Source organism: Ancylobacter rudongensis (assembly GCF_900100155.1).
Lineage (GTDB): Bacteria > Pseudomonadota > Alphaproteobacteria > Rhizobiales > Xanthobacteraceae > Ancylobacter > Ancylobacter rudongensis.
In genome coordinates this window covers 23,617-46,639 of the sequence record NZ_FMTP01000005.1, presented here as the reverse complement: position 1 = coordinate 46,639, position 23,023 = coordinate 23,617, and the positions used below count along the sequence as shown (strand labels likewise).

17 protein-coding genes are annotated in these 23,023 nt (G+C 68.8%); 4 read left to right on the top strand and 13 right to left on the bottom strand.

What is annotated here, in order from left to right; translation table 11 throughout:
- The first annotated feature begins 144 nt into the window (after positions 1–144).
- Positions 145–657 (top strand): thioesterase family protein, encoded by a 513-nt coding sequence (locus BLO63_RS13610; RefSeq protein WP_091442094.1) that lies wholly within the window; start codon positions 145–147, stop codon positions 655–657.
- 22 nt (positions 658–679) lie between these two features.
- Here the strand turns inward: BLO63_RS13610 and BLO63_RS13605 are convergent, their stop codons facing one another.
- The 3 genes from BLO63_RS13605 to BLO63_RS13595 all read right to left on the bottom strand — a co-directional run bounded on the left by BLO63_RS13605 (position 680) and on the right by BLO63_RS13595 (position 5,164).
- The gene (locus tag BLO63_RS13605) at positions 680–1,618 is read right to left on the bottom strand and encodes a 50S ribosomal protein L11 methyltransferase (protein ID WP_091441524.1); all 939 of its coding nucleotides are present in this window, start codon (positions 1,616–1,618) and stop codon (positions 680–682) included.
- Between the two features lie 93 nt (positions 1,619–1,711).
- Positions 1,712–4,216 carry an ATP-dependent helicase gene (locus BLO63_RS13600; RefSeq protein WP_205409335.1) on the bottom strand — a complete coding sequence of 835 codons (2,505 nt, stop codon included), beginning with the start codon at positions 4,214–4,216 and terminating at the stop codon, positions 1,712–1,714.
- Between the two features lie 75 nt (positions 4,217–4,291).
- Complete coding sequence (locus BLO63_RS13595; protein WP_091441520.1) at positions 4,292–5,164, bottom strand: LysR family transcriptional regulator; 873 nt, start codon at positions 5,162–5,164, stop codon at positions 4,292–4,294.
- Between the two features lie 101 nt (positions 5,165–5,265).
- On the opposite strand from BLO63_RS13595, the gene BLO63_RS13590 reads away from it, so the two are divergent.
- The 3 genes from BLO63_RS13590 to BLO63_RS13580 all read left to right on the top strand — a co-directional run bounded on the left by BLO63_RS13590 (position 5,266) and on the right by BLO63_RS13580 (position 8,849).
- Positions 5,266–6,600, top strand: coding sequence for an aspartate aminotransferase family protein (locus tag BLO63_RS13590; protein WP_091441517.1), 1,335 nt, complete (start codon positions 5,266–5,268; stop codon positions 6,598–6,600).
- 156 nt (positions 6,601–6,756) lie between these two features.
- A complete protein-coding gene (locus tag BLO63_RS13585; RefSeq protein WP_091441515.1) occupies positions 6,757–8,589 on the top strand; it encodes an aminopeptidase P family protein in 1,833 nt (610 codons plus the stop codon).
- Between the two features lie 107 nt (positions 8,590–8,696).
- Positions 8,697–8,849: a DUF3309 domain-containing protein gene (locus BLO63_RS13580; protein ID WP_018387773.1), complete on the top strand. Its 153-nt coding sequence runs from the start codon at positions 8,697–8,699 to the stop codon at positions 8,847–8,849.
- 90 nt (positions 8,850–8,939) lie between these two features.
- On the opposite strand, the gene BLO63_RS13575 is transcribed toward BLO63_RS13580, so the two are convergent.
- The 10 genes from BLO63_RS13575 to BLO63_RS13530 all read right to left on the bottom strand — a co-directional run bounded on the left by BLO63_RS13575 (position 8,940) and on the right by BLO63_RS13530 (position 22,975).
- Positions 8,940–9,497 (bottom strand): cysteine hydrolase family protein, encoded by a 558-nt coding sequence (locus tag BLO63_RS13575; RefSeq protein ID WP_091441512.1) that lies wholly within the window; start codon positions 9,495–9,497, stop codon positions 8,940–8,942.
- A 28-nt stretch (positions 9,498–9,525) separates the two neighbouring features.
- Entirely contained in the window at positions 9,526–11,649 is a 2,124-nt protein-coding gene (gene ligA, locus BLO63_RS13570; protein WP_205409334.1) for an NAD-dependent DNA ligase LigA, read from the bottom strand.
- Positions 11,650–11,812: 163 nt separating this feature from the next.
- A complete protein-coding gene (locus tag BLO63_RS13565; RefSeq protein ID WP_091441508.1) occupies positions 11,813–13,342 on the bottom strand; it encodes a glycosyltransferase family 39 protein in 1,530 nt (509 codons plus the stop codon).
- Positions 13,339–14,502, bottom strand: a complete 1,164-nt coding sequence (locus tag BLO63_RS13560) for a glycosyltransferase (protein ID WP_244517873.1) — start codon at positions 14,500–14,502, stop codon at positions 13,339–13,341. Before BLO63_RS13560 ends, BLO63_RS13565 begins: the two co-directional genes overlap by 4 nt.
- Before the next feature lie 111 nt (positions 14,503–14,613).
- Positions 14,614–16,287 (bottom strand): DNA repair protein RecN, encoded by a 1,674-nt coding sequence (recN, locus tag BLO63_RS13555; protein ID WP_091441506.1) that lies wholly within the window; start codon positions 16,285–16,287, stop codon positions 14,614–14,616.
- Positions 16,288–16,479: 192 nt separating this feature from the next.
- Positions 16,480–17,388: an outer membrane protein assembly factor BamD gene (locus tag BLO63_RS13550; RefSeq protein ID WP_425284334.1), complete on the bottom strand. Its 909-nt coding sequence runs from the start codon at positions 17,386–17,388 to the stop codon at positions 16,480–16,482.
- Positions 17,389–17,702: 314 nt separating this feature from the next.
- Positions 17,703–18,641, bottom strand: a complete 939-nt coding sequence (gene lpxC / locus BLO63_RS13545; RefSeq protein WP_091441504.1) for a UDP-3-O-acyl-N-acetylglucosamine deacetylase — start codon at positions 18,639–18,641, stop codon at positions 17,703–17,705.
- A 306-nt stretch (positions 18,642–18,947) separates the two neighbouring features.
- Positions 18,948–20,663 (bottom strand): cell division protein FtsZ, encoded by a 1,716-nt coding sequence (ftsZ, locus tag BLO63_RS13540; RefSeq protein ID WP_091441501.1) that lies wholly within the window; start codon positions 20,661–20,663, stop codon positions 18,948–18,950.
- Between the two features lie 87 nt (positions 20,664–20,750).
- Entirely contained in the window at positions 20,751–22,073 is a 1,323-nt protein-coding gene (gene ftsA / locus BLO63_RS13535) for a cell division protein FtsA (protein ID WP_244517872.1), read from the bottom strand.
- Positions 22,070–22,975 (bottom strand): cell division protein FtsQ/DivIB, encoded by a 906-nt coding sequence (locus tag BLO63_RS13530; RefSeq protein WP_091441498.1) that lies wholly within the window; start codon positions 22,973–22,975, stop codon positions 22,070–22,072. The genes ftsA and BLO63_RS13530 overlap by 4 nt, the downstream gene beginning before the upstream one ends.
- Between the last annotated feature and the right edge of the window lie 48 nt (positions 22,976–23,023).

Sequence of the window (23,023 nt, the reverse complement as noted above, 5' to 3'; positions counted from 1 at the left end):
GCAAAAAGCACCACGAAACCCCGCTGCCGCAAGAATTCAGTCATTCATTTGCCATCTCGGCAGGTGACGACTGCACGGAAAGTCGGCACAATGCTTGTCAATAAGGCAGCGCGGTACCTCGCGCTCGGCGGTCGGGATGGTGTCATGCTGGACGGGATCGATTTCGAACCCGTATTTTTCGCGCCCTTCGTGTCGTCCGTGATGACGGTTGACGCGGGCTGGGCCGATCACAACGGGCATTTGCATGCGGCCTTCTACAGCCTCCTGTTCGACCGCGCGGTCGACGAGGCGGTGTTTCTTGTCGGGCTCGGCCCGCATCTGGTGGAAAGCCGCAGCGCCTCCTTCGTGACGATGGAGGCCCATCAGCGTTTCCGGCGCGAGCTTCGCGCCGGGCAGGAGGTGCGGGCGACGCTCCGCCTGATCAACTATGACGACAAGCGCATGCATCTGTTCCAGGAGCTGCACCACGCCCGCGAGGGCTGGATCGCCTCGACCTACGAGCAGATCGCCCAGCATGTGGAAGCCGGCACCCGCCGCGTCGTGCCCTTCCCGGACGAGGTGCTGGAACGGCTGGCGCTGATGAAGGCCGCCCATGGCGCGCTGCCGGTGCCGGAAGGGCTCGGCCGGCCAGTCAATATGCCGATCCGGCTGAGCTGAGCGGCCCGCGCGCGAAAACGCCTCACCGCCGCGCGGCGGGCGTGATGTTGCGCCCGCGATCGGCCGTCAGCTCCAGCGTGGTCCAGCCCTCGATGGTACGGCGGCGCTTGAGGCGCAGCCCCTGCGCGCGATAGGCGGCCAGCGCCGCATTGGCATGCGAGGGCAGCAGCCCCGACAGCACCACCGTGCCGCCCGGCGCCAGCAGCCGGCTCAGCGGCCGGGCGATGCCCTTGAGCGGCGCCAGCAATATGTTGGCGAGGATCAGGTCGTAAGGCCCCTCGCGGCGGAACGCCCCCGCCCCCAGCCCCGGCGCGTGCAGGAAGCGAATATGCGGCGCGGCGCGGTTGGCTATCGCATTGGCCTGCGCCGTCGTCACCGCCACCTTGTCGATGTCGCTGGCCAGCACCGGGGCGTGGAACAGCCGCGCCGCCGCCATGGCGAGAACGCCGGTGCCGGTGCCGACATCGAGCGTGCGGCCCGGGCGGCGCTGCTTGCCGAAGGCATCGATGGCGGCCAGGCACCCCTTGGTGGTGCCGTGATGACCGGTGCCGAAGGCCAGCGCCGCCTCGATCTCGATGCCGATACGGCTCGGCGCCAGCCGGCCACGATCATGCGAGCCATGGACGACGAAGCGGCCGATGGCGACCGGGGCCAGCCCCTCCAGCGAGGCCGCCACCCAGTCCTTCTTGTCGAGCAGGGAAAACGTGGCCGCCGCGGCGGCCGCGGGCGAGACCAGCGCGATCAGCTCGCGCACCATGTCCTCATCAGGCGGATCGCCGAAATAGACCTCGACCGCCCAGCCAGCGCCCTCGGCGCGGTTCTCCACCTCGAAGGCGGCGGCCGCCACTTCCGCCGGATCGAAGCTCTCGCCGAGATATTCGGCGATGGCGCGCGCCTCATGCTCGGGCGCGTCCACATGCATCACATGCGAGGCGCCATTGGGCGGCAGTCCTTCGAGCATGGGGTCCTCACAGGGTGGCGGGCTTATCTCGGCTGCGCGCTCTGTAAGCGAGGATGCGCCCGAACGCCAGCGCGGCACCGCGACGATCGCTCATCACGCCGCCTCGACGAAGCTGTCGACCACCTTCTTCTCACCGGCCTTGTCGAACTGCACCGTAAGCTTGTTGCCTTCCACGGAGGCGACCTCGCCATAGCCGAACTTCTGGTGGAACACCCGGTCGCCGACAGCAAAGCGCGTGGCCGGGCCGGTGGAGCGGGCGATCAGCTCGCCCTCGATGACCAGCCCGCCGCGCGCCTTCTCGCTGGCTGAGAAGCGAGAAGGGCGGCTGTCGGCAAAGGTACCAGACCCACCGCCGGAGAATCCGCCGGAAGACCCACCCGAGCTCCCCGCGCCACCGCGCGCGGCGTTCTGCGCCCGCTGCCAGCCGGGTGTGGAATAGGAGGAACCGAAGGTCTGTGCCTCATCGAAGCGGCTCGGCCCGTAGCCATAGCGACCTGACTGGCCGCCGCCCCAGCCCTGGCCGCCGCGCGATTCCGTCACCTCGACGTCCTTCTCCGACAATTCGTCGAGGAACCGGCTCGGCACGGCGGACTGCCACTGCCCGTGGATGCGCCGGTTGGAGGCGAAGAACACCTTGGCCCGGCGCCGCGCCCGGGTGATGCCGACATAGGCGAGGCGGCGCTCCTCCTCCAGGCCGGCGCGGCCCTGCTCGTCAAGCGCGCGCTGGTTGGGGAACACGCCCTCCTCCCAGCCCGGCAGGAACACGGTGTCGAATTCCAGCCCCTTGGCCGAATGCAGCGTCATGATGCTGACGGCATCGCCCCCGGCGCCGCGATCCACGTCCATCACCAGCGAGATGTGTTCGAGGAAGCCGATCAGGTTCTCGAACGGCTCCATCGAGCGCACGAGTTCCTTCAGGTTGTCGAGCCGGCCCTGGGCGTCAGCGGAACGGTCCTTCTGCCACATCTCGGTGTAGCCGGATTCGTCCAGCACGATCTCGGCCAGCTCGTGATGGCGCATGGTGGCCATCTGTGCCCGCCAGCGATCGAAGGAGCCGACGAGGTCGCGCAAAGTGAGGCGCACCTTCGGCTTCAGTTCCTCGCTGGCCACCAGCTCGCGCGCGGCCTCGGCAAGCGGCAGCTGGGCGGCGCGGGCGTGGTCGTGGATCTGCCGCAGCGCCGCGTCGCCGAGCCCGCGCTTGGGCACGTTGACGATGCGCTCAAAGGCGAGGTCGTCGGTGGGCGAGGCGATGACGCGCAGATAGGCCAGCGCGTCGCGGATTTCCGCCCGCTCATAGAAGCGCGGGCCGCCGACGACGCGGTAGTTCAGCCCCAGTGTGACGAAGCGCTCTTCAAATTCGCGCATCTGGAACGAGGCGCGCACCAAGATGGCGACCTGCGCCAGCGCATGGCCGGTGCGCTGCAGCTGCTCGATTTCCTCGCCGACGGCGCGGGCCTCCTCCTGGCTGTCCCAGGCGCCCGTCACCGTCACCTTCTCGCCGCTCTCGCCTTCCGAGAACAGCGTCTTGCCGAGCCGCCCCGCATTATGGGCGATAAGGTTCGCCGCCGCGCCGAGGATATGGCCGGTAGAACGGTAATTGCGCTCCAGCCGCACCACGGTGGCGCCGGGAAAGTCGCTGTCGAAGCGCAGGATGTTGTCCACCTCCGCCCCGCGCCAGCCATAGATCGACTGATCATCGTCGCCGACGCAGCACACATTGCGCGAGCCCGCCGCCAGCAGGCGCAGCCAGAGATACTGGGCGACGTTTGTGTCCTGGTACTCGTCGACGAGAATGTAACGGAAGCGGCGGTGATATTCCGCCAGCACGTCGGGATTCTCGCGCAGGAGCCGGATGCTCTCCAGCAGCAAATCGCCGAAATCGACCGCGTTCAGCGCCTTCAGCCGCGCCTGATAGGCAGCATAGAACGCCCCGCCCCGCCCATTGGCGAAGGCTGAGCCCTCGCCGGCCGGCACCTGCGCCGGGCCGAGGCCGCGATTCTTCCAGCCGTCGATGGTGTTGGCGAGCAGCCGCGCCGGCCAGCGCTTTTCGTCGATATTCTCCGCCTGGAGCAGCTGCTTCAAAAGCCGGATCTGGTCGTCCGTATCGAGAATGGTGAAGCCGGAGCGCAGCCCGACCAGTTCGGCATGCCGGCGCAGCATACGCACGCCGATGGAGTGGAAGGTGCCGAGCCAGGGCATGCCCTCCACCTGCTCGCCGACCATGGCGCCGATGCGCTCCTTCATCTCCCGCGCCGCCTTGTTGGTGAAGGTGACGGCGAGGATCTGCGAGGGCCAGGCGAGGCCGAGCGAGAGAATATGGGCGATTCGGGTGGTCAGCACCCGCGTCTTGCCGGTGCCGGCACCGGCAAGCACGAGCACGGGGCCCTCGGTCGCTTCCACCGCCGCCCGCTGCTCGGGATTCAGCCCGTCGAGATAGACGCCGCGCCCCTGCACGGCGTGACCGGGATTTGCCAGCGCCGCCGCACGCGCGGCGATCCCGCCGGGGCGCGGGGTGGCGACCGGCAGGTCGAAAGGGAAGTCGGATGGATCGCCATCCGGGGTGTTTCGGGGATCGGCCAAAGGCCTGCTCTCAGTCATGATGAATGATTCTTGGCGGAACAAAATGGCACCGGCATGCCCGTTTGGCGAGGGCGCGGCGCGCGAGTGGGAATTTCAGCTCGCGCGAGAGCGCAGCGCCGGCAGCACGGCACCTATATGCGCGCCCAACGCCCGCGCCGCCAGAGAGGGGCTGGGATCGGCATATTCCAGCGCGATGCCGATGCTGGGTAGCGCCGGCATGCCCTGCGTGACGATGTGCAGGTCCGGCGGCACCGCCATCCGGGTCAGAACGGCGATGGCATGGCCGGAGCGGGCGATGGCGATCAGGCCGGCCAGGCTGTTGCTGGCGAAGGCGACGCGGTAGCGCCGCCCCACAGACTCCATCGCCGCGCAAGCGGCGCGGTAATCAAGGGTGAGCGGGGCGGAGAGCGCCAGCGGCAAGCTGGCCTGGCCCAGCACCGAGGGCGCGGGGTCGTTGGCCACCCAGACGAAATCCTCCTGCCGGATCACCTCGCGGCCGCCAGGATCGGGAACCGAGACCAGCGCCATCTCGATCTGCCGCCGGTGAAGCAGCGGACGCAGTTCAAGCGTCGGCGCGCACACCATGCGCAGTTCGACATCGGGATGGAGAGCGCAGAAGCCGCGCAGAAGCTCGGGCAGGAACGCGGCCGAATAATCTTCCGGGCAGCCGAAGCTCACCGAGCCGCGCAGCCCGGTCCCGACCATGTCGGCAAGGATCTCGTCATGGCGGGCGAGCAAGGCGTCGGCGTGCACCAGCAGTTTTTCGCCCGCTGTGGTGAGGCGGACGCCCGAGCCGCTGCGGTGCAGGAGCGGCTGGCCGAGCGCGCTTTCCAGCCGGTGCATCTGCATGCTCAACGCCGATTGGGTACGGCCAATCTGCAGGCAGGCGCCGCTGATCGACCCCGTGCGGGCCACGACGGTGAAACTGCGCAGCAGGGCGAGGTCGAGATCGGGAATGAGCGCCATTAGGATATCAATTTCACTAATATCGGAATGAAACAATATCAGTTTGCCTGACTGGGCAAGGCTCGCTAGCTCTTTGTGCCTCGCCATTCGAGGGTGATCCCATGCCGCTGAACGCCGTGCCGCTGAACACTGAATCGCTGAATGCGGACCCCGCGTTCTGGGCCGCTGCCGGCACCCATCTCACCCGCTACGGTCCGAGCTTCGAATCGATCATCGTCGAGCGGGCGGAGGGCAGCTTCGTCTATGACGCCGACGGGCGCGGCATTCTCGACTTCACCTCCGGCCAGATGAGCGCCGTGCTCGGCCACACCCATCCCGACATCGTGGCGACCGTCGAGCGCCAGATGGGCCGCGTCGCCCATCTGTTCTCGGGCATGCTCTCGCGCCCGGTGGTGGAACTCGCCTCCAGGCTCGCGGCGCTGGCACCGGGGCTGGAGCGGGTGCAACTGCTCTCCACCGGGGCGGAATCGAACGAGGCAGCCATCCGCATGGCTAAGCTCGTAACCGGCGGCCATGAGATCGTCGCCTTCGCCCAGAGCTGGCACGGCATGACCGGTGCAGCCGCCGCCGCCACCTACAGCGCCGGGCGCCGGGGCTATGGGCCGGTGACGCCGGGTTCCTTCGTCATTCCCGCCCCCAACTCCTACCGCCCGCGCTTCACCCATTCCGATGGCTCCAATGACTGGCAGACCGAGCTGGACGACGCCTTTTCGCTGATCGACCGCCAGTCCACCGGGGCGCTGGCCGCCTTCATCGCCGAGCCGATCCTGTCGAGCGGCGGCATTCTCGAACTGCCGCCGGGCTATCTCCGGGCGCTGAAGCGCAAATGCGAGGAGCGCGGCATGCTGCTCATTCTCGACGAGGCGCAGACCGGCATCGCCCGCACAGGCGACATGTTCGCCTTCAAGCGCGACGGCGTGACGCCGGACATCATGACCCTGTCGAAGACGCTGGGCGCCGGCCTGCCGCTCGCCGCCGTCATGACGGCCCCCGAGATCGAGGAAAAGGCGTTCGAGAAGGGTTTCCTGTTCTACACCACCCATGTCTCGGACCCGCTGCCGGCGGCCGTCGGCGTCACCGTGCTGGACGTGGTCGAGCGCGACGGGCTGGTCCAGCAGGCGATCGCGCGCGGAGCGCGGCTTAAGGAGGGCCTGCTCGCGCTGCAGCAGCGTTATGACTGCGTCGGCGATGTCCGTGGGCGCGGCCTGCTGCTTGGGCTGGAAATCGTGCTGGACCGGGGCACCAAGGAACCCGGCTTCGAGCTTGGCGCACGCGTCATGGAAGAGGCGATGAACCGGGGCCTCAGCATGAATATCGTCAAGCTCCCCGGCATGGGCGGCGTGTTCCGCATCGCCCCGCCGCTCACCGTAACGGAGGCCGAGATCGACCGCGGGCTGGAGATCATCTCCGACTCCATCGCCGCCGCCACACGCTGATGGGGGGCGCCGGCAGCGGCCTTTGCAAGCGCAGCCGACGGACGATCCCGAACCCAGGGGGAGGAGATGGGGCTGTTTAACGGTGCTGGCATCGGCGGGCCGGGCATGGTCTGATCGCGCGGAATCCTAACCGTGCAGCACGCTCCAAGGCCCCCGATGTTTGAAGCCAAGTTCCAGACTTTCGCCGATTCCGCCGCCCCCGCTTTGGGTACCGCCCGGCTCAGGCTGCTGCGCGAGGAACTGGAGCGGCGCGGGCTGGACGGCTTCATCGTACCCCGCGCCGACGCGCACCAGAACGAATATGTCCCGCCCTGCGACGAGCGCCTCGCCTGGCTCACCGGCTTCACCGGCTCAGCCGGCGTCGCGCTGGTGCTGCGCGAGGAGGCCGCACTCGTGGTTGATGGGCGCTACACGCTGCAGGCCGCCACCCAGGTCGACACCGCCTCCTTCACTGTGGTGCCGCTGGCCGAGACCGCGCCCGACCGCTGGCTGGAGAAGCACCTGCCGGCTGGCGCCCATTTCGGCTTTGACCCTTGGCTGACCACGGTGGAGAGCGAGCAGAAGCTGCGCCGCGCCGCCACCACCGCCGGGGCCGTACTGGTAGCGGTGGAGGGCAACCCGCTCGACGCGGTGTGGCACGACCGCCCGGCGCCGCCGCTCGCTCCCGTCACCCTGCGCGATCCCGCCCTAGCCGGCGAGAGCGCCCCCGACAAGATCGCCCGGGTGCAGGCGTCACTCGCCGAGCAGAAGCTCGACGCGCTTGTCATCTCCGACCCGCATTCCGTCGCCTGGGCCTTCAACATTCGCGGCGGCGATGTGAGCTTCACCCCGCTGCCGCTGTCCTGGGCGCTTATCCCCCGCGCTGGCCGTCCGACGCTGTTCGTCGACGGACGCAAGCTCTCCAATGCCGCGCGCGACGCCCTCGCCACCTTCACCGAAATCGCCGAGCCGGTGCTGCTGGAGCGGGCGGTAGAGATGGCGGCCGCCGGCGGCGCCACGCTGCGCCTCGACCAGGCCACCGCTCCCTGCCTGCTGGCGGCGCGGATCGAGGCAGCGGGCGGCAAGGCTTCAAACGGGGTGAGCCCGGTCGCGCTGATGCAGGCGGCCAAGAACCCTGCCGAGTTGGCCGGCATGCGCGCCGCGCACCGGCGCGACGGCGCCGCGCTCGCCCGCTTCCTCGCCTGGTTCGACGCCGAGGCCCCCAAGGGCGCGCTCACCGAGATCGACGCCGTCTGCGCGCTGGAGACGCTTCGCCGCGACACCGGCGCGCTGAAGGACGTCTCCTTCCCCAGCATTTCCGGCGCTGGACCCAATGGCGCCATCGTGCATTACCGTGTCAGCGAGGCGAGCAACCGGGCGATCCGCCCCGACGAGCTCTTTCTCATCGATTCCGGCGCGCAGTACGAAGACGGTACGACCGACGTCACCCGCACCCTCGTCGTCGGCACGGCCAGCGCGGAAATGCGGGACCGTTTCACCCGCGTGCTGAAGGGGCACATCGCCATTGCCCGCGCCGTGTTCCCGCTCGGCATCTCCGGCGCCCAGCTCGACAGCTTCGCCCGCCAGCATCTCTGGGCGGCGGGGCTGGACTTCGACCATGGCACCGGCCATGGCGTCGGCGCGTACCTCTCGGTGCATGAGGGGCCGGCGCGGATTTCCAAAGCCGGCACGGTGGCGCTGGCGCGCGGCATGGTGCTCTCCAACGAGCCCGGCTACTACAAGGCTGGCGCCTATGGCATCCGGCTGGAAAATCTGGAGATCGTCGTCGACGGCCCGGTGGTCGCCGGGGCGGAGCGGACGCTGCTCGCCTTTGAGACGCTCACCCTTGCTCCGTTCGACCGGCGCGGCCTCGCGCCGGAACTGCTCACCCCGGATGAGGTCGCCTGGCTCGACGCCTATCATGCCCGGGTGCGGGCCGAGATCGGGCCGCTGGTCGATGCGCCGACGCGCGCCTGGCTGGAGGCGGCGACCGCGCCGCTCGGGGGCTGAGGCCCCCGCTCAAAGACCCGATGAGAGAAGAATGGTTCAATGGAACCATCGCCTCGCGATGACGTTATCCCGGCGACCAATGTAACGGGATGGCTGGAGACTCGGCGATGACGACTATTCTGATTGTTATTCTGATCCTCATTCTTGTCGGCGCCCTGCCGAGCTGGGGCTACAGCCGGAATTGGGGCTATGGCCCGAGCGGTCTCGTCACCATCCTGCTGGTGATCCTGATCGTGATGATGCTTACCGGCCGCCTCTGACCGTCGCGCCCCGTAAGTAGAAAAGCCGCCGCGTCTCCCCCCGCGGCGGCTTTTTCATGTCGCCGGCCTCGGGCGTCGCACCCGGCTCGCTCAGCCGCGCAGCACAGCGGCGGCTTCGGCGGCCGGCACCACCTTTGCGCCGGCGAACTCCAGCGCGGCCATCATCGCCGCCTGAACCGCAGGCGCGGGAACCTTGGTGCCATCGAAGGACAGCGCCAGCGTGGCGGTTGCGTCATGGGCAAGCGTCACCTCATAGCCGAGATCGAGCGCCGCCCGGCTCGCCGCATCCACGCACATGTGGCTCATCGCCCCGGCAATCACCAGCCGGGTGATGCCCCGCCCGCGCAGCAGCGCGTCGAGATCGGTATTCAGGAAGGCATTCACCCCCTCCTTGACCACGACCGCCTCACCCTCCAGCGGCGCGAGGCTGGGATGAATTTCCGCGCCCTGCGTGCCGCGCGCGAAGAACGGGGCGTCCTCTCCCGTCATTTCATGACGCACGTGCACCACGTTCGCGCCCTCTTCACGGGCGAGCGCGAGCAGCTCACCCGCCTTCGCGGCTGCCGCCTCAGTGCCGTCCAGCGGGTAGCGGCCACCGGGGAAATAGTCGTTCTGCAAGTCGATGATCAGCAGCGCCGTCTTGGTCATGTGCTTTCCTCTCGCGGTCTCGCCGCCGTCAGCCAGCCACCAGTGCCAGCCACTCATCCTCGGTCAGAACAGCTACGCCGAGATCGCGCGCCTTGGCGAGCTTGGAGCCGGCATCGGCTCCGGCGACGACGTAATCGGTCTTCTTCGACACCGAGCCGGCCACCTTGGCGCCCAGCCGCTCAGCCATGGCCTTGGCTTCGTCGCGCGTCATCTTCTCCAGCGCGCCGGTGAACACCACCGTCTTGCCGGACACCGCCCCGGCGGTGGCGATCGCCTCCATCGGCGCGGGCGTGACCTCACGCAGCAGCGCGTCGACCGCGGCCTGGTTGTTCGGCTCGCCGAAGAAATCAACCACCGCCTCCGCCACCACCGCGCCGATTCCCTCGATGCCGACAAGTTCGGCCCAGGCCTCGTTGCCCTTGGGGTGGGCCTCGCCGGGCGGCACCGCCGCCAATGCCGTCTCGCGCAGCGCCTCGATGGTGGGGAAATGGCGCAGCAGGCGCTTCGCATTGGTCTCGCCGACATGGCGGATCCCGAGTGCGTAGAGGAAGCGGTTCACCGGCACCTGCCGGCGGGCGGCGATGGCCGCGAACAGATTCCTGGCCGACGTCTCGCCCCAGCCTTCGCGGTTCTTCAGCCTTGTGAGCGCGCCGGGCGCCGAATCGCGCGCCTCCAGGGTGAAGATGTCCGCCGGCTGCTTCACCAGCCCGGCCTCGAAGAACGCCTGCACCTGCTTCTCGCCCAGCCCCTCGATATCGAAGGCGTCGCGGGAGACGAAATGGCGGATGCGCTCCACCGCCTGCGCCGGGCACACCAGCCCGCCGGTGCAGCGGCGCACCGCCTCGCCCTCCTCGCGCACCGCATGCGAGCCGCAGGCCGGGCAGAGCGTGGGGAAGTCGTATCTTCTTGCGTCCGCAGGCCGGCGCTCCAGCTCGACGTCGACCACCTGAGGAATCACGTCGCCGGCGCGCTGGATCGTCACCCAGTCACCCTCGCGAATATCCACCCCGCCTCGGATCGGCTCGCCATTGCCGCCGATCCCGCGGATATAATCCTCATTGTGCAGTGAGGCATTGGAGACCACGACCCCGCCCACCGTCACCGGGGTGAGCTTGGCGACGGGGGTGAGTGCCCCGGTGCGCCCGACCTGAATCTCGATCCGCTCCAGCCGGGTGATCGCCCGCTGCGCCGGAAATTTATGCGCCAGCGCCCAGCGCGGCGAGCGCGAGACAAAGCCGAGCCGCCCCTGCAAAGCGAGGCTGTCGACCTTGTAGACGACGCCATCAATGTCGTAGCCCAGCGCCGCCCGCTGCTCGCCGATCATCCGGTAATGCGCCAGCAGCTCCGCCGCCGAGTGGCAGCGCACGGTCAGCGGGTTGGTCGGCAGGCCCCAGCGCGCGAACGCCTCGATCACGCCAAACTGAGTGTCGGCGGGAAGGCCGCCCTCGCTCACCTCGCCCCAGGCATAGGCGAAGAAACGCAGCGGCCGGCTGGCGGTGATCTTGGGGTCGAGTTGGCGCAGGCTGCCGGCGGCCGCGTTGCGCGGATTGGCGAAGAGCGGTTTGCCCACCTCCTGCTGGCGTTCATTGAGGGCGGCAAAGGCATTGTGGCTCATATAGACCTCGCCGCGCACCTCGAACACGGCGGGGACATCATCCCCCTTCAGCCGCTGCGGAATCTCGCCAATGGTGCGGACATTGGCGGTCACGTCCTCGCCCTCGAAGCCGTCGCCGCGCGTGGCCGCCTGCACGAACACGCCATTCACATAGCGCAGCGAGCAGGACAGGCCGTCGATCTTGGGCTCGGCGGTAAGCGAGACGTCCGCCTCCGTGGCAAGGCCGAGGAAGCGGCGGACACGGGCGACGAATTCCTCCACCTCCTCGTCGGAGAAGGCGTTGCCGAGCGAGAGCATCGGCACGGCGTGGCGCACCTTGGCGAATTTCGGGGCGGGCGCGGCGCCCACCTTTTCCGACAGGCTGTCCATGCCGCGCAGCTCGGGAAACTGCGCCTCGATCGCCTCATAGCGCCGGCGTAGGGCGTCGTAGTCGGCGTCGGAGACGGTCGGCGCGTCGTCCTGGTAGTAGCGCCGGTCATGACCGGCGATCTCCTCGCCGAGCCGCGCATGTGTGCGGGCCGCCTCGTCCGCGGTCATCGCGGCGACATCCTCCGGGTCGGCAGGGTTCGGCTGCTCGTCTGCCGGCGTAACAGAGGAAGGTGTCAGGGATCGCGACATAGCATTCACCGCAGGCATGGGCGGGATACCGCCGGGGCCCTCTCCCTTTTCCAGAAATCACCTTCCGCCTCAAGTGTGCCCGTCAGGGCGTGGCCGGCACCGGCCCGGCGGGGGCCGGCGCCTCCACCGGGTCAAGCCGGAACAGCCGTACAGGAGGCATGGTCACATCGCGAAAACGCCGCGACACATCGCCGAGGTCCTTGCGGTCATAGGCGGCACTGATCTCGTTGAAGGAACGGAAGGTGGACAGCACGAGCAGCAGCGGCCCCGGCAAAGACAGCGCTTCCGGCTCGTCCATGAAGGCGTAGCGCTGGCGCTCGTCGAATTGCCGTACGGTGACGCCGGGCAGTTCCCGCTTCAGCATGGCGGTCATCTGGTAATCATTGGTGAGGATGGCGCTGGCGCCGATGGCCCGGCGGCGGGCATCGATTTCAGCGGCGAATTCCGGCCAGCCGCGCGTCATCCGCAGCACGGCATCCTTGTTTCCCGCCAGCGTGGTGGGCACGAACAGTGCGTGAATCCCCAAGGCCAGTATCAGGCCGAACGCCAGCGGCAGCGTCGCTCGCGCCAGCCCGGGCAGATTCCGTCCTGCCCAGCCGCTGCCCGCCGGAGCCAGCATGCCCGACGCCGCCGCTATCGCGAGCAGCGGGTAGAGAAAGCCGACCCAATTGCCCTCGACTCGCGAGCGCAGCGCGTGGACAGCAAAATAGGCCAGCGGCACGAACAACAGGATCAGCACGAGCGCCCACCCGCTGCCCGGGCGGAAGGCGGCTCCCGCCCGGCGCGGAAGCAGGCCGAGCACGGCGAACAGGAAGATCAGCGGCGTCGCGAGCGCGATCTGCGAGCCGACGAATTCCGGCAGGAAGCCGGGCCGGAACGGCGCCTGCGCGGTCACCCGGCCGCCCTGCTTGGTCAGCGTCGCCCAGTCATGGGTCGCGTTCCAGACGATGTTCGGCAGGAAGACGAGCAGCGCCAGCAGGCCTGCCAGCCAGGGCCAGGGGGTGAGCAATTGCCGCCGCAGCGGCGACAGCGCCAGCACTGCCAGCGAGAAGGCACCCGCCAGCATCACGCCGGAATATTTCGATTGCGCTGCCAGTCCGGTCGCCAGTCCCATGGCCAGCCACCAGAGCGGCCGTGGCGCGCGCACCAGCCGCGCCGCGCACCACACCATAGCGGCGCAGAACAGCGCCAGCGGCGCGTCCGGCGTCGCCAGCGTCAGCCCGAGAAAGCCGAAGATCGTGGCGTTGAACAGCACCGCCGCAAGCGCCCCGGCGCGGCGATCCTCCAGCAGATCCTCCGCCGCCCGCCAGACGAACCAACTCGCCGGCACCGCGGCGAGCACGCAGAACAGCCGCACCCCGAGCGGGGTGTCGCCCAGCAGCATCTGCCCGGCGCGGATGAACAGTGCGATCATCGGCGGATGGTCGACATAGCCGGCCGAGAGCCCCTGCGCCCACAGCGCGTAATAGGCCTCGTCCGGCACCAGCGGCACGAAGGCGGCCAGCACCAGCCGCCAGGCCAGCATCAGGCCGATCAGCACCAGCGCGCCGCGCGTGGCGATGTCCACGCCGGAAGAAGAGGCCGACGCCGGGCCGGCGGAAACCGGGCTCATGCCGCGTCTTTCCACACCAGCGTCCGACTCATCGCGTAGTTCCACACTGCGCCGATGAAGGCCCCGGCGATGCCGGCAAGCCACCACTGCGCGGTCTGGTAGAAGGCCCATTCGGCGGCACCGACATTGGCCGCCGCTCCTAGCCCGCAAATCGCATAGAACGCCACCAGCCCGCGCAGGAAGGCCCAGCCGGAAAGCCGGCGGTCGCGATAGGTGAGCAGGTTGTTGAGCACATAATTGAACGTCATCGCCGTCAGCGTGGCGATGGTCTGCGCCACCAGGAAGCTGAGCGCGAAGCCAAGGCCAATGCGCAGCGCCGCGAGATGGACGACGAGCCCGGCCGCCCCCACCGTAGCGAAGGACAGGAAACGCAGCGAGACGAGGCCGCCGCTCGCCTTTGCGACGATAAGGCCGAGAAAATCCATCAGTACCCGGTTGTCGAGCTTGCTGTCGCCGCTCTGCCGGACGCCGAAGCTGTAGCTGAGTTCCGTCACCTTCAGCCGCCCCTTGGCGGTGGCGAGGATGTCCAGCAGGATCTTGAAGCCTTGCGTCGAGAGCTTCGGCGCCAGTTGCTCCAGCGTTTCCCGCCGCAGCATGAAGAAGCCGCTCATCGGGTCGGAGGAGGTCACGTGCAGCACGCGCTGGGCGAGCGTGGTGGCAAGCCGGCTGCCCCGGCCGCGCCAGGCGCTGAAGCCTTCCGCATCGCCGCCGGGGGCGTAGCGCGTGGCCACCACGACATCGGCGCCCACGCCCATCGCTTCCAGCATGCGCGGCAGCAGGCCCTCGTCGTGCTGGAGATCGGCGTCCATGACAGCCACGATCGGCGCCTGCGCCGCCAGCATACCCTCAATGCACGCCCCCGCCAGCCCGCGCCGCCCGATGCGGCGGATGCAGCGGATGCGCGGGTCGCGCCGGCCGATGGCGCGCAGCGCATCGGCGGTGCCGTCTGGGGAATTGTCGTCGACGAAGATCGCCTCCCAGGCGATGCCGGCCAGCACCCGCTCCAGCCGCGCCACCAGCGGCTCCAGATTGCCCCGCTCGTTGAAGGTGGGAATGACCACCGTCAGCGCGGGCGCCGGGGTATGGGACAGCGCCGGGCCTGTGGCATCGACGGAAGCAGGCACCGCTTGGGCAGGCGCGAGGGGCAGCGAAGACGTCATGAGAAGCCGGCAGAAAGAGGGACGGAGCGTGCAGATGTCGAATAGGACAGCACGGCGCGGAAGTCGACGGCCACGATGGCCGGTCCCGGCGGGGCCGCCGCCGTCTGGTTATCAGTCGGCGGCCGCACCTTTCAGCAGCCTGTCGGCCGCCGCCCGTGCCTCGGAGGTCACCTCGGCGCCGGAGAGCATGCGGGCGATCTCCTCGCGCCGGTGATCGGGCGCCAACGGCGCCACACGCGTGGCCACCCGGTCGAGATCGGCCATCGCCTCCTTGGCGATGCGGAAATGATTGCCCGCCCGTGCCGCCACCTGCGGGGCGTGTGTCACCGCCACCACCTGCACACGCGACGAGAGCCGGGCGAGCCGGGCGCCGATGGCGTCGGCCACCGCGCCGCCGACCCCGGTGTCGATCTCGTCGAAGACCAGCGTCGGCGCCGAGCCCTTGTCGGCCAGCACCACCTTCAGCGCCAGCAAGAAACGCGCCAGCTCGCCGCCGGACGCCACCTTCATCATCGGGCCGGGACGGGTGCCGGGGTTGGTCTGCACCCAGAATTCGATGCGGTCATAACCGTCCACCTGCGCGGCTTCGTCCATCTGACAGTCGGTGAGGAAGCGCGCCCGCTCCAGCTTCAGCGGCGGCAATTCGGCGTTCACTGCCGCATCCAGCGCCACGGCGGCCGCCCGGCGCTTCTGCGACAGGTCGCGCGCAGCCTGGCGATAGGCCGCTTCCATGGCGTCGGCGTGGGCCTCCAGCCCTCTCAGCGTCTCCGCCCCATGATCGAGCGCGTCGATCTGGTCGGCAAAGCGCGCCGCAACATTGGGAAGATCGTCCACCGTGCAGGCATATTTCCGCCCGGCCGCGCGCAGGGCGAACAGCCGCTCCTCGATTCGCTCCAGTTCGTGCGGGTCGAAATCGGCCTCGCGCAACGCCGCGTCGAGATGGGTGCGGGCGAGGTCCAGCGCGTTCAGCGCCGCGTCGATCGCCTCGACCGCCGGGCGCACCAGCGCCTCCACCTCGCCGGCCCGGCGCTCCAGCCGGCGCACGGCGGCCGCAAGGCCGGGAATGGGCGAACTATTGCCGCCGACGGCATCCTGCGCGTCGGCGAGATCGGTCGCTATCTTCTCGAAACGCATCATCTCGGTGCGGCGCGTGGCGAGGCGCTCTTCCTCGCCCGGCTCGGCACCGAGGGCGGTGAGTTCCTCCACCGCGTGGCGGATGAAGTCCGCCTCCTTGGCGGCCTCGTCGAGCCGCGCCTTTTCCTGCGCCGCCTCGGTGCGCGCCACGCGCCAGCCGCGCGCACGGGCGGCCACCTCCTCGGCAAGCTCCACCAGCCCGCCATAGGCGTCGAGCAGGGCGCGGTGCGAGGCGGGGTCGACCAGCGCCCGGTCGTCGTGCTGGCCGTGAATTTCCACCAGCCGCCGGCCCAGGTTGCGCAGCATCTGCGCGCTCACCGACTGGTCGTTCACGAAGGCCCGCGTGCGCCCATCGGCGTGCTGCACCCGTCGCAGCACCAGCGCGCCATCATCGTCAATGCCGGCTTCCGCCAGCAAACCGCGCACCGGATGGTCGGCGGCGAGGTCGAACTCGGCCGTCACCTGCCCCTGCGTCGTGCCCTGGCGCACCAGCGACCCATCGCCCCGCCCGCCAAGGGCAAGGGTGAAAGCATCAAGCAGGATCGACTTGCCCGCGCCGGTCTCGCCGGTCAGGACGGTGAGGCCGGAATGGAAGGAGAGGTCGAGCCGCTCGATGAGCACGATATCCCTGATCGACAGGGCGATCAGCATGCGTGAAGCTCCAGAACGTTTACCCGCAGGACAAGGGGGCGCGCCCTTCTAGCATGCCGCGACAGGGCGCGCATTCGCGTTCTTGCTATGTTCTCACAGGTAACGGCGCGGCGGAAGAGGCGTTTTCCATCTTCCGCTCCGCGCCGGCTGCTGGCCGATCGACAATCCGTCACAGGATTCCGCGCCACGCCGTCAGCCGAGGGTGAATCCCTTGAAGGCCTTGGCGATCCACGACTGCTCGTTCATCTTCGGATCGACACCGCGCGACTGCACCAGCTTGTAGGCGTCCTGATACCAGGAGCTGTCGGGGAAATTATAGCCGAGCACCGCCGCGGAGGTCTGCGCCTCGCTCATCACGCCCAAAGCCATATAGGCCTCCGTGAGGCGATACAGCGCCTCCTCGACGTGGCGGGTGGTCTGGTAGCGCGTCACGACCACCTTGAAGCGGTTGATGGCGCCGGCATAATTGCGCTGTTCGAGATAATAGCGCCCGATCATCATCTCCTTGCCGGCCAGCTGGTCGCGGGCGACTTCGAGCTTCTTCTTGGCGCTGACGGCGTATTCGGTGTTCGGGAATTTGCGAATCACCTCCTCCAGCGAATCCATCGCGCGCTGGGTGCGCTGCTGGTCGCGGGAGATGTCCGGGATCTGGTCGAAATAGGAAGCCGCGATCAGGTACTGCGCATAGGCCGCATCTTCCGAGCCCGGGTGCAGCGCGAGGTAGCGCCGCCCCGCCGCGATGCACTCGTCATAGGAACCCTGGGTGTAATTGGCATAGGCGATCATCAGCAGCGCCTTGCGCGCCCAATCGGAATAGGGGTGCTGGCGGTCGACATCCTCGAAGCGGGTGATCGCCTGCCCATATTCACCCTTCTGCATGAGGGTCAGGCCCTCATTGTAGCGCTGCTCGGCCGGAACGTCGGGGTAGATCGTTTCTTCCTTGCTGGTGTCGAACAGGCTGGCGCAGCCGCCGAGCGAGGCGCCGGCCAGGACAAGGCCCAGCAGGCGCACAGCGACGACACCCGAGCGCGCCGTGCCGGCGCGGCGGATGGCAGGGGTCCCGTGGGCGGGAACAGTCTGGCCGAGACAGAGAAGACGCATCACAAGTTCGATCCCGATCTGGTCGCTGCTTCGACGCCAAGTGCGTGGTCAGGCGCTAAGGCGGCTTTCCGACCGGATTATGGCGCCTTGGGATGCCAAGAGCAAAGAGGCGCCACCGGCCACCATTTCATGCCACCTGTTGCGCGCCGGACGCGGTCGAGGGGCGGGCGGAGAGAAGTGGCCCGGGCAGGACGCACCAAGGCGGGAGGAAAACGAGAAAGCCAAAGAGCACACGCAGCGGAAAAGACTCACGCCGAAGGCCGCCGGGCCGGTGGCCCTTGCCGATGCCGGGCAAAGGCGCAGCGACGGGTGTCTCACAGCTCCGGCGCGTAGGCCGGGACGGCGACCGCGATCAGGCCGGCATTGCTGCTGACGGTGCGGCGGGCCGGGATGCGGGCTTCGACGATCTCATAGGCGGAGCGGTCGGACAGCAGCGCGTCGACGACGGCGAAGTTCAGCTTGTGGCCGCCGCGATAGGAGCGGTAGCGAGCCAGCAGCGGCAGGCCGCCAATGGCGAGGTCGCCAATGGCGTCCAGGGCCTTGTGGCGCACGAATTCATCGGCATAGCGCAGGCCGGTGGTGTTGATCACGCCCTCGTCGCCAAGGCAGATCGTGTTGTCGAGCGAGGCGCCGAGCGCATAGCCAGCCTGCCACAGGCGCTCGACATCGCTGACGAAGCCGAAGGTGCGAGCGGCGGCGAGTTCCTTGCGGAACACCTCCGGCGACATGGTGGCGGCGAAGCGCTGGCGGCCGATGGCAGCGTGGTCGAAATCGATCTCGACTTCCAGCCGGAAGCCCATGTCATAGGGCACAAGCTCGCCGAAGCCGGTCTCGGTCTCAACGCGAATCGGCTTGAGCACGCGCAGATAGCGACGGGCATGGCCGGTCTCGACGATGCCGGCCTCGTCCACCGCCGCCACAAAATCGCCAGCGCTGCCATCGAGGATCGGCACTTCCGGCCCGTCGATCTCGACCCGGGCATTGTCGACGCCAAGGCCGGCGAAGCAGGCTAGCAGATGCTCGACCGTGGAAACGGCCGGACCATTCGAATCGCGCAGCACGGTGGCAAGGTCGCTGCCGCGCACCGCACCGCGGCAGGCGCGCACCGACTGGTTGGTGTCCTTGCGGAAGAAGACGATGCCGCTGTCGGCCTCGGCGGGCGAGAGGTGCATCTGCGCCATCTTGCCGGAATGGACGCCGACGCCGGAAAGCGTCACGTCGTCGCCAAGGGTGGTCTGCCGTACAGCGTTCATTCGACCCAAAAAGCGGACGCGTCGGGCGCTCCGCTCTCCCCAATCCCCGAAACCAACACAGTGCGCCGCCTTGTGGGGCACGGAACCGAATCCGCAGCGGACGCTTATCGTTGGCTGGCAAGATAACGGCGCCGTGAGTCCGCGCCAAATCACGCTTGCTTACCGTCTGTTACCGTTTTTATGGTGACGCAAAGACCTATAAAATCCTTTAATTCCAAACAGCTACGCCCGAGCCTCACGACTCGGGCGCTGCATTGCGGTACGCAGTGTGTAACAGGTGGCGCGCGGCCGCCTGCCGGGCGCTCCTCAGCCCTGACGGCGCAGGAAGGCCGGGATGTCGAGATGGTCGTCCTCGGCCGGGCGCGCGGCGCGCGGATCGGCGGGGCGAGCCGCCGGGCGCTTGGCGTATTCTGAGGCTTCGGGGCGCATCTCGGCGAGCGGCCGGGCCTCGGGCTGGGCCGGCGCGCGGCGCACCACGGGACGCATATCGGCCGGGGGCTCCACCTCGTCCTCGTCCTGGCTGCGGCCGAGGCCGACATTGGCGAGGCGCTGCAGCAACGTCATGCGCTTCTTCTCGGCATGATGATGCTCGGTCATCTCGCCGCGTGCGGCGCGGATCTGGTTCTGCGCCGGCATGGGCAGCTCGTCGACGCGCGGCATGCGCGGGGCGGGACGCTCAGCCTGCGGCGGGATGAAGGGCTCGATCGCGTGCTCTTCGTAGGCCGCCTCATTATAGGGGGCGGGCTCCGGCTCGGCATAGAGCGCGGGCTTGGGCGCCATCTGGCGGATCGTCACCTCGTCGATCGCGGCGGAGGCCTGCGAATAGGCGGGCTGCGTGTAGGCCGGCTCGCCATAGGGGTGGTCGTTGACCGGCGCGGCGGCGAAGCTCGGCTCGTGATGCGGGGCGCCGAAATCCTCCGCGTCGAGCGCCGAGGCGACCGAACGCAGGGCGGCGTCGCGGCGCGCTTCCACAGCAGCGCGGCCGGCATTCGAGACGCGGCGACCACCGAGATCGGGAAGGTTGTTGAGCGCGTGCGGGATCTGCTCGGGAATCACCGCCGGGTCGATGCCGGTGGCGACGACGGACACGCGGATCAGGCCTTCCAGCGTCTCGTCGAAGGTGGCGCCGAGGATGATGTTGGCGTCGGGATCGACTTCCTCGCGGATGCGGGTCGCCGCCTCGTCGACCTCGAACAGGGTCAGATCCTTGCCGCCGGTGATCGAGATCAGCAGGCCGCGCGCGCCGCGCATCGACACTTCGTCGAGCAGCGGGTTGGCGATCGCCGCCTCGGCCGCGTGGCGGGCGCGCTGCTCGCCGGAGGCCTCGCCCGTGCCCATCATCGCCTTGCCCATCTCGCGCATCACGGCGCGGACGTCGGCGAAGTCGAGATTGATCAGGCCTTCCTTCACCATCAGGTCGGTGATGCAGGCGACGCCCGAATAGAGCACCTGGTCCGCCATGGCGAAGGCGTCGGCGAAGGTGGTGCGCTCATTGGCAACCCGGAACAGGTTCTGGTTCGGGATGACGATGAGCGTGTCGACGCCCTTCTGCAGCTCGTTGATGCCCATCTCGCCGATGCGCATCCGGCGCTGGCCCTCGAAGTGGAAGGGCTTGGTCACGACGCCGACGGTGAGGATGCCGAGCTCGCGGGCGGCGCGGGCGATGACGGGGGCCGCGCCGGTGCCGGTGCCGCCGCCCATGCCGGCGGTGATGAACACCATGTGCGCGCCGGCCAGGTGATCGCGGATCTCGTCGAGCGCTTCCTCGGCGGCGGCGCGGCCGACTTCCGGCTGCGAGCCGGCGCCAAGACCTTCGGTGACGGCGACGCCCATCTGCACGATGCGCTCGGCCTTGGAGAGGGTGAGCGCCTGCGCGTCGGTGTTGGCCACCACGAAGTCGACCCCCGTCAGGCCGGCCGTGATCATGTTGTTGACCGCGTTGCCACCGGCGCCGCCGACACCGAAGACGGTGATGCGGGGACGCAGTTCGCGGATGTCCGGTACCTGGAGGTTGATGGTCATTTTTAGTGTCCCCTAACGCCGGCGGGCGCGCGGCCCGTCATGATCCCTGTGGTGCCGGTTCCGCCGGCGCGGATTAGATGGAGCACGTCAGAAGGCCTCCCTCAGCCAGTGGCCGACGCGCGAAAAATAACCGGAGCCGTCGCCCTCCGAGAGGCGGCGGCGGCGAGCCTCGAAATGCTCGAGTCCCGCGACCTGCGGATAGACCAGAAGCCCGGTGGCGACAGCGAAGGGCGCGCCGCGCGTCGCCTCGGGCAGCTTCGAAATACCGAGCGGGCGACCGATTCGCACCTGTGGTCCCAGTATGTTACCGACTAGCTCGGCAAGGCCAGTGAGTTGCGCGGCCCCGCCGGTCAGAACGATGCGCCGCCCCGCGCCGGCCGCATGCCCGGAGGCGTGCAGGCGGTCGCGCACCAGCTCGACGATTTCCTCGACACGCGGGCGAACGATCCGCACCAGCCGCGCCTTGGGGATCGCCCGCGGCAGGTCGTGGTCGTCGGAAATGCTCGGCACGGTCAGCATTTCACGCTCGTCGGCGCCCATCGCCATCACCCCGCCATGCAGGCTCTTCAGCCGCTCGGCATCGGCAAGGCGGGTGGAGAGCCCGCGCGCCACGTCATTGGTCACGTGCTGGCCGCCGATGGCGATGCCGTCGACATGGACGCAATGGCCGTTCTCGACCACCGCCACGGTCGTGGTGCCGGCGCCGAAATCGATCAGCGTCACGCCAAGTTCCGATTCGTCGTCGGCCAGCGTGGACAGCGCCGCCGCATAGGGTGCCGCTACCATGGCCTCGACGCCGAGATGGCAGCGCTCGATGCACAAAAGCAGGTTGCGCACGGCGGCCGCCTCGGCGGTGACGACGTGAAGGTCGACGCCGAGCCGGCGCCCGAGCATGCCGCGCGGCTCGCCGATGCCGCCGGCACCGTCGAGCGCGTAGCCCACAGGCAGAGCGTGCAGGATGGTGCGCCCCTCGCCGACGGCGAAGGTGGAGGCGGCGTCGAGCACCCGGCGAATGTCGCCCTCGGCCACGGCGGGTTCCGGAAGGTCGACCTCAGCGTTGAAATGCTCGGAGGCGAGCCGGCCGCCCGCCAACGAGACGATGACGGAGGCGATCTGCGCCCCGGCCATGCGCTCGGCGGCGTCCACCGCGCGGCGAATCGCGTGCTCGGCGCGCTCCATGTCGATGACGGTGCCGCCCTTGATGCCGTGGGCGCTGGTGTGGCCGATGCCGAGCACATCCACCGAATGGGTGCGCCGGCGCAGGCTGGACGTCGCCTCGCGCGGCTTCAGCCGGGCGATCATGCACACGATCTTGGAGGTGCCGACCTCCAGCACGCCGACCACGCCGGTGCGGCGCGGCGCCAGCGGCCGCATCTTCGGGGCGATCTCGAAAGGAGCGCGCTGTCTCATGAGCTGCTGCCCTTCTTGGCCTTGGCCTTGGCTTTCAGCTCGGCCTCGCGGGCGGCATAGGCCGCATCGGAAAGACGGACCGAGACCCGGTCGGGAAGACGCAGGTCAACAATGGTGATGTCACGGGAGAGCAACGACTTCTGCTGGTCCAGCAACGCGAGCTGCTCGAGCGCGTCGTTCAGCCCCTGCTCGGGCAGGCGCACATCGACGCCGTTGCGCATCTTCAGCGTCCAGCGGCGGTCAGCGACCCGGATGGCGGCCGCGACCTGGTCGCGCACGCCAGGCACCAGGCTCAGCGCCTCGACGATCTCGACAACACTGGTTTCGGCCCCGTCGCCGACCACGATGGGAAGGCGGATATAGCGCGGATCGTCGGAATAGGGCGCGATCACCGTGCCGTCGCGGGCGATGACGTTAATCTTGCCGTCCTTCTGCCAGAGCGCAAAGCCCTCGCGCTCGACGATCTGAATATCGAGGCGGTCGGGATAGAGCTTCTGCACCGTGGCGCGCTTGATCCAGGCCAGCTCTTCCAAGCGCATGCGCGCGCCCTCGGCATCGAGGAACAGCAGCGAGGAAGTCGGCTTCACCCCGGCCGTGGCGAGAATGTCGCCGGGGGTGACGTGATTCTGGCCGGAAAGGTTGATGTTGGCGATTCGCAGCCCGGCGAGGTTGGCGGCGGCATCGCCCATGTCGCGGGCGGTCTCGATCGCCGCCGGCATGTGGCCGCCGCGCTCCATGCCGTAGAGGCCGGTGGCGACGAACAGCGCTGCCGTGAGCCAGGCCCCGGCGCCGGTAAAGACGGCGCGCGAGGTGCACAGCCCGACAAGCAGGCGCCGGCCGCCGATGATGGTACGGTCGAGAAGACGGGTGCGCTCGGACACCGGCACAGGGCGCGCCGGCATGCGGGCCCGCACGCCTCGGGTCGAATCGCCGGTGGCCGCGCCGGTCCG

Coding starts and splice junctions, on each gene's coding strand:
- BLO63_RS13565 (WP_091441508.1), bottom strand. CDS start 13,342: ATGAGCCCGGTTTCCGCCGGCCCGGCGTCGGCCTCTTCTTCCGGCGTG.
- ftsA (WP_244517872.1), bottom strand. CDS start 22,073: ATGAGACAGCGCGCTCCTTTCGAGATCGCCCCGAAGATGCGGCCGCTG.
- BLO63_RS13575 (WP_091441512.1), bottom strand. CDS start 9,497: ATGACCAAGACGGCGCTGCTGATCATCGACTTGCAGAACGACTATTTC.
- BLO63_RS13560 (WP_244517873.1), bottom strand. CDS start 14,502: ATGACGTCTTCGCTGCCCCTCGCGCCTGCCCAAGCGGTGCCTGCTTCC.
- BLO63_RS13610 (WP_091442094.1), top strand. CDS start 145: ATGCTGGACGGGATCGATTTCGAACCCGTATTTTTCGCGCCCTTCGTG.
- ligA (WP_205409334.1), bottom strand. CDS start 11,649: ATGACCGCGGACGAGGCGGCCCGCACACATGCGCGGCTCGGCGAGGAG.
- BLO63_RS13585 (WP_091441515.1), top strand. CDS start 6,757: ATGTTTGAAGCCAAGTTCCAGACTTTCGCCGATTCCGCCGCCCCCGCT.
- lpxC (WP_091441504.1), bottom strand. CDS start 18,641: ATGAACGCTGTACGGCAGACCACCCTTGGCGACGACGTGACGCTTTCC.
- ftsZ (WP_091441501.1), bottom strand. CDS start 20,663: ATGACCATCAACCTCCAGGTACCGGACATCCGCGAACTGCGTCCCCGC.
- BLO63_RS13605 (WP_091441524.1), bottom strand. CDS start 1,618: ATGCTCGAAGGACTGCCGCCCAATGGCGCCTCGCATGTGATGCATGTG.
- BLO63_RS13550 (WP_425284334.1), bottom strand. CDS start 17,388: ATGCGTCTTCTCTGTCTCGGCCAGACTGTTCCCGCCCACGGGACCCCT.
- BLO63_RS13600 (WP_205409335.1), bottom strand. CDS start 4,216: ATGACTGAGAGCAGGCCTTTGGCCGATCCCCGAAACACCCCGGATGGC.
- BLO63_RS13530 (WP_091441498.1), bottom strand. CDS start 22,975: ATGCCGGCGCGCCCTGTGCCGGTGTCCGAGCGCACCCGTCTTCTCGAC.
- BLO63_RS13595 (WP_091441520.1), bottom strand. CDS start 5,164: ATGGCGCTCATTCCCGATCTCGACCTCGCCCTGCTGCGCAGTTTCACC.
- recN (WP_091441506.1), bottom strand. CDS start 16,287: ATGCTGATCGCCCTGTCGATCAGGGATATCGTGCTCATCGAGCGGCTC.
- BLO63_RS13580 (WP_018387773.1), top strand. CDS start 8,697: ATGACGACTATTCTGATTGTTATTCTGATCCTCATTCTTGTCGGCGCC.
- BLO63_RS13590 (WP_091441517.1), top strand. CDS start 5,266: ATGCCGCTGAACGCCGTGCCGCTGAACACTGAATCGCTGAATGCGGAC.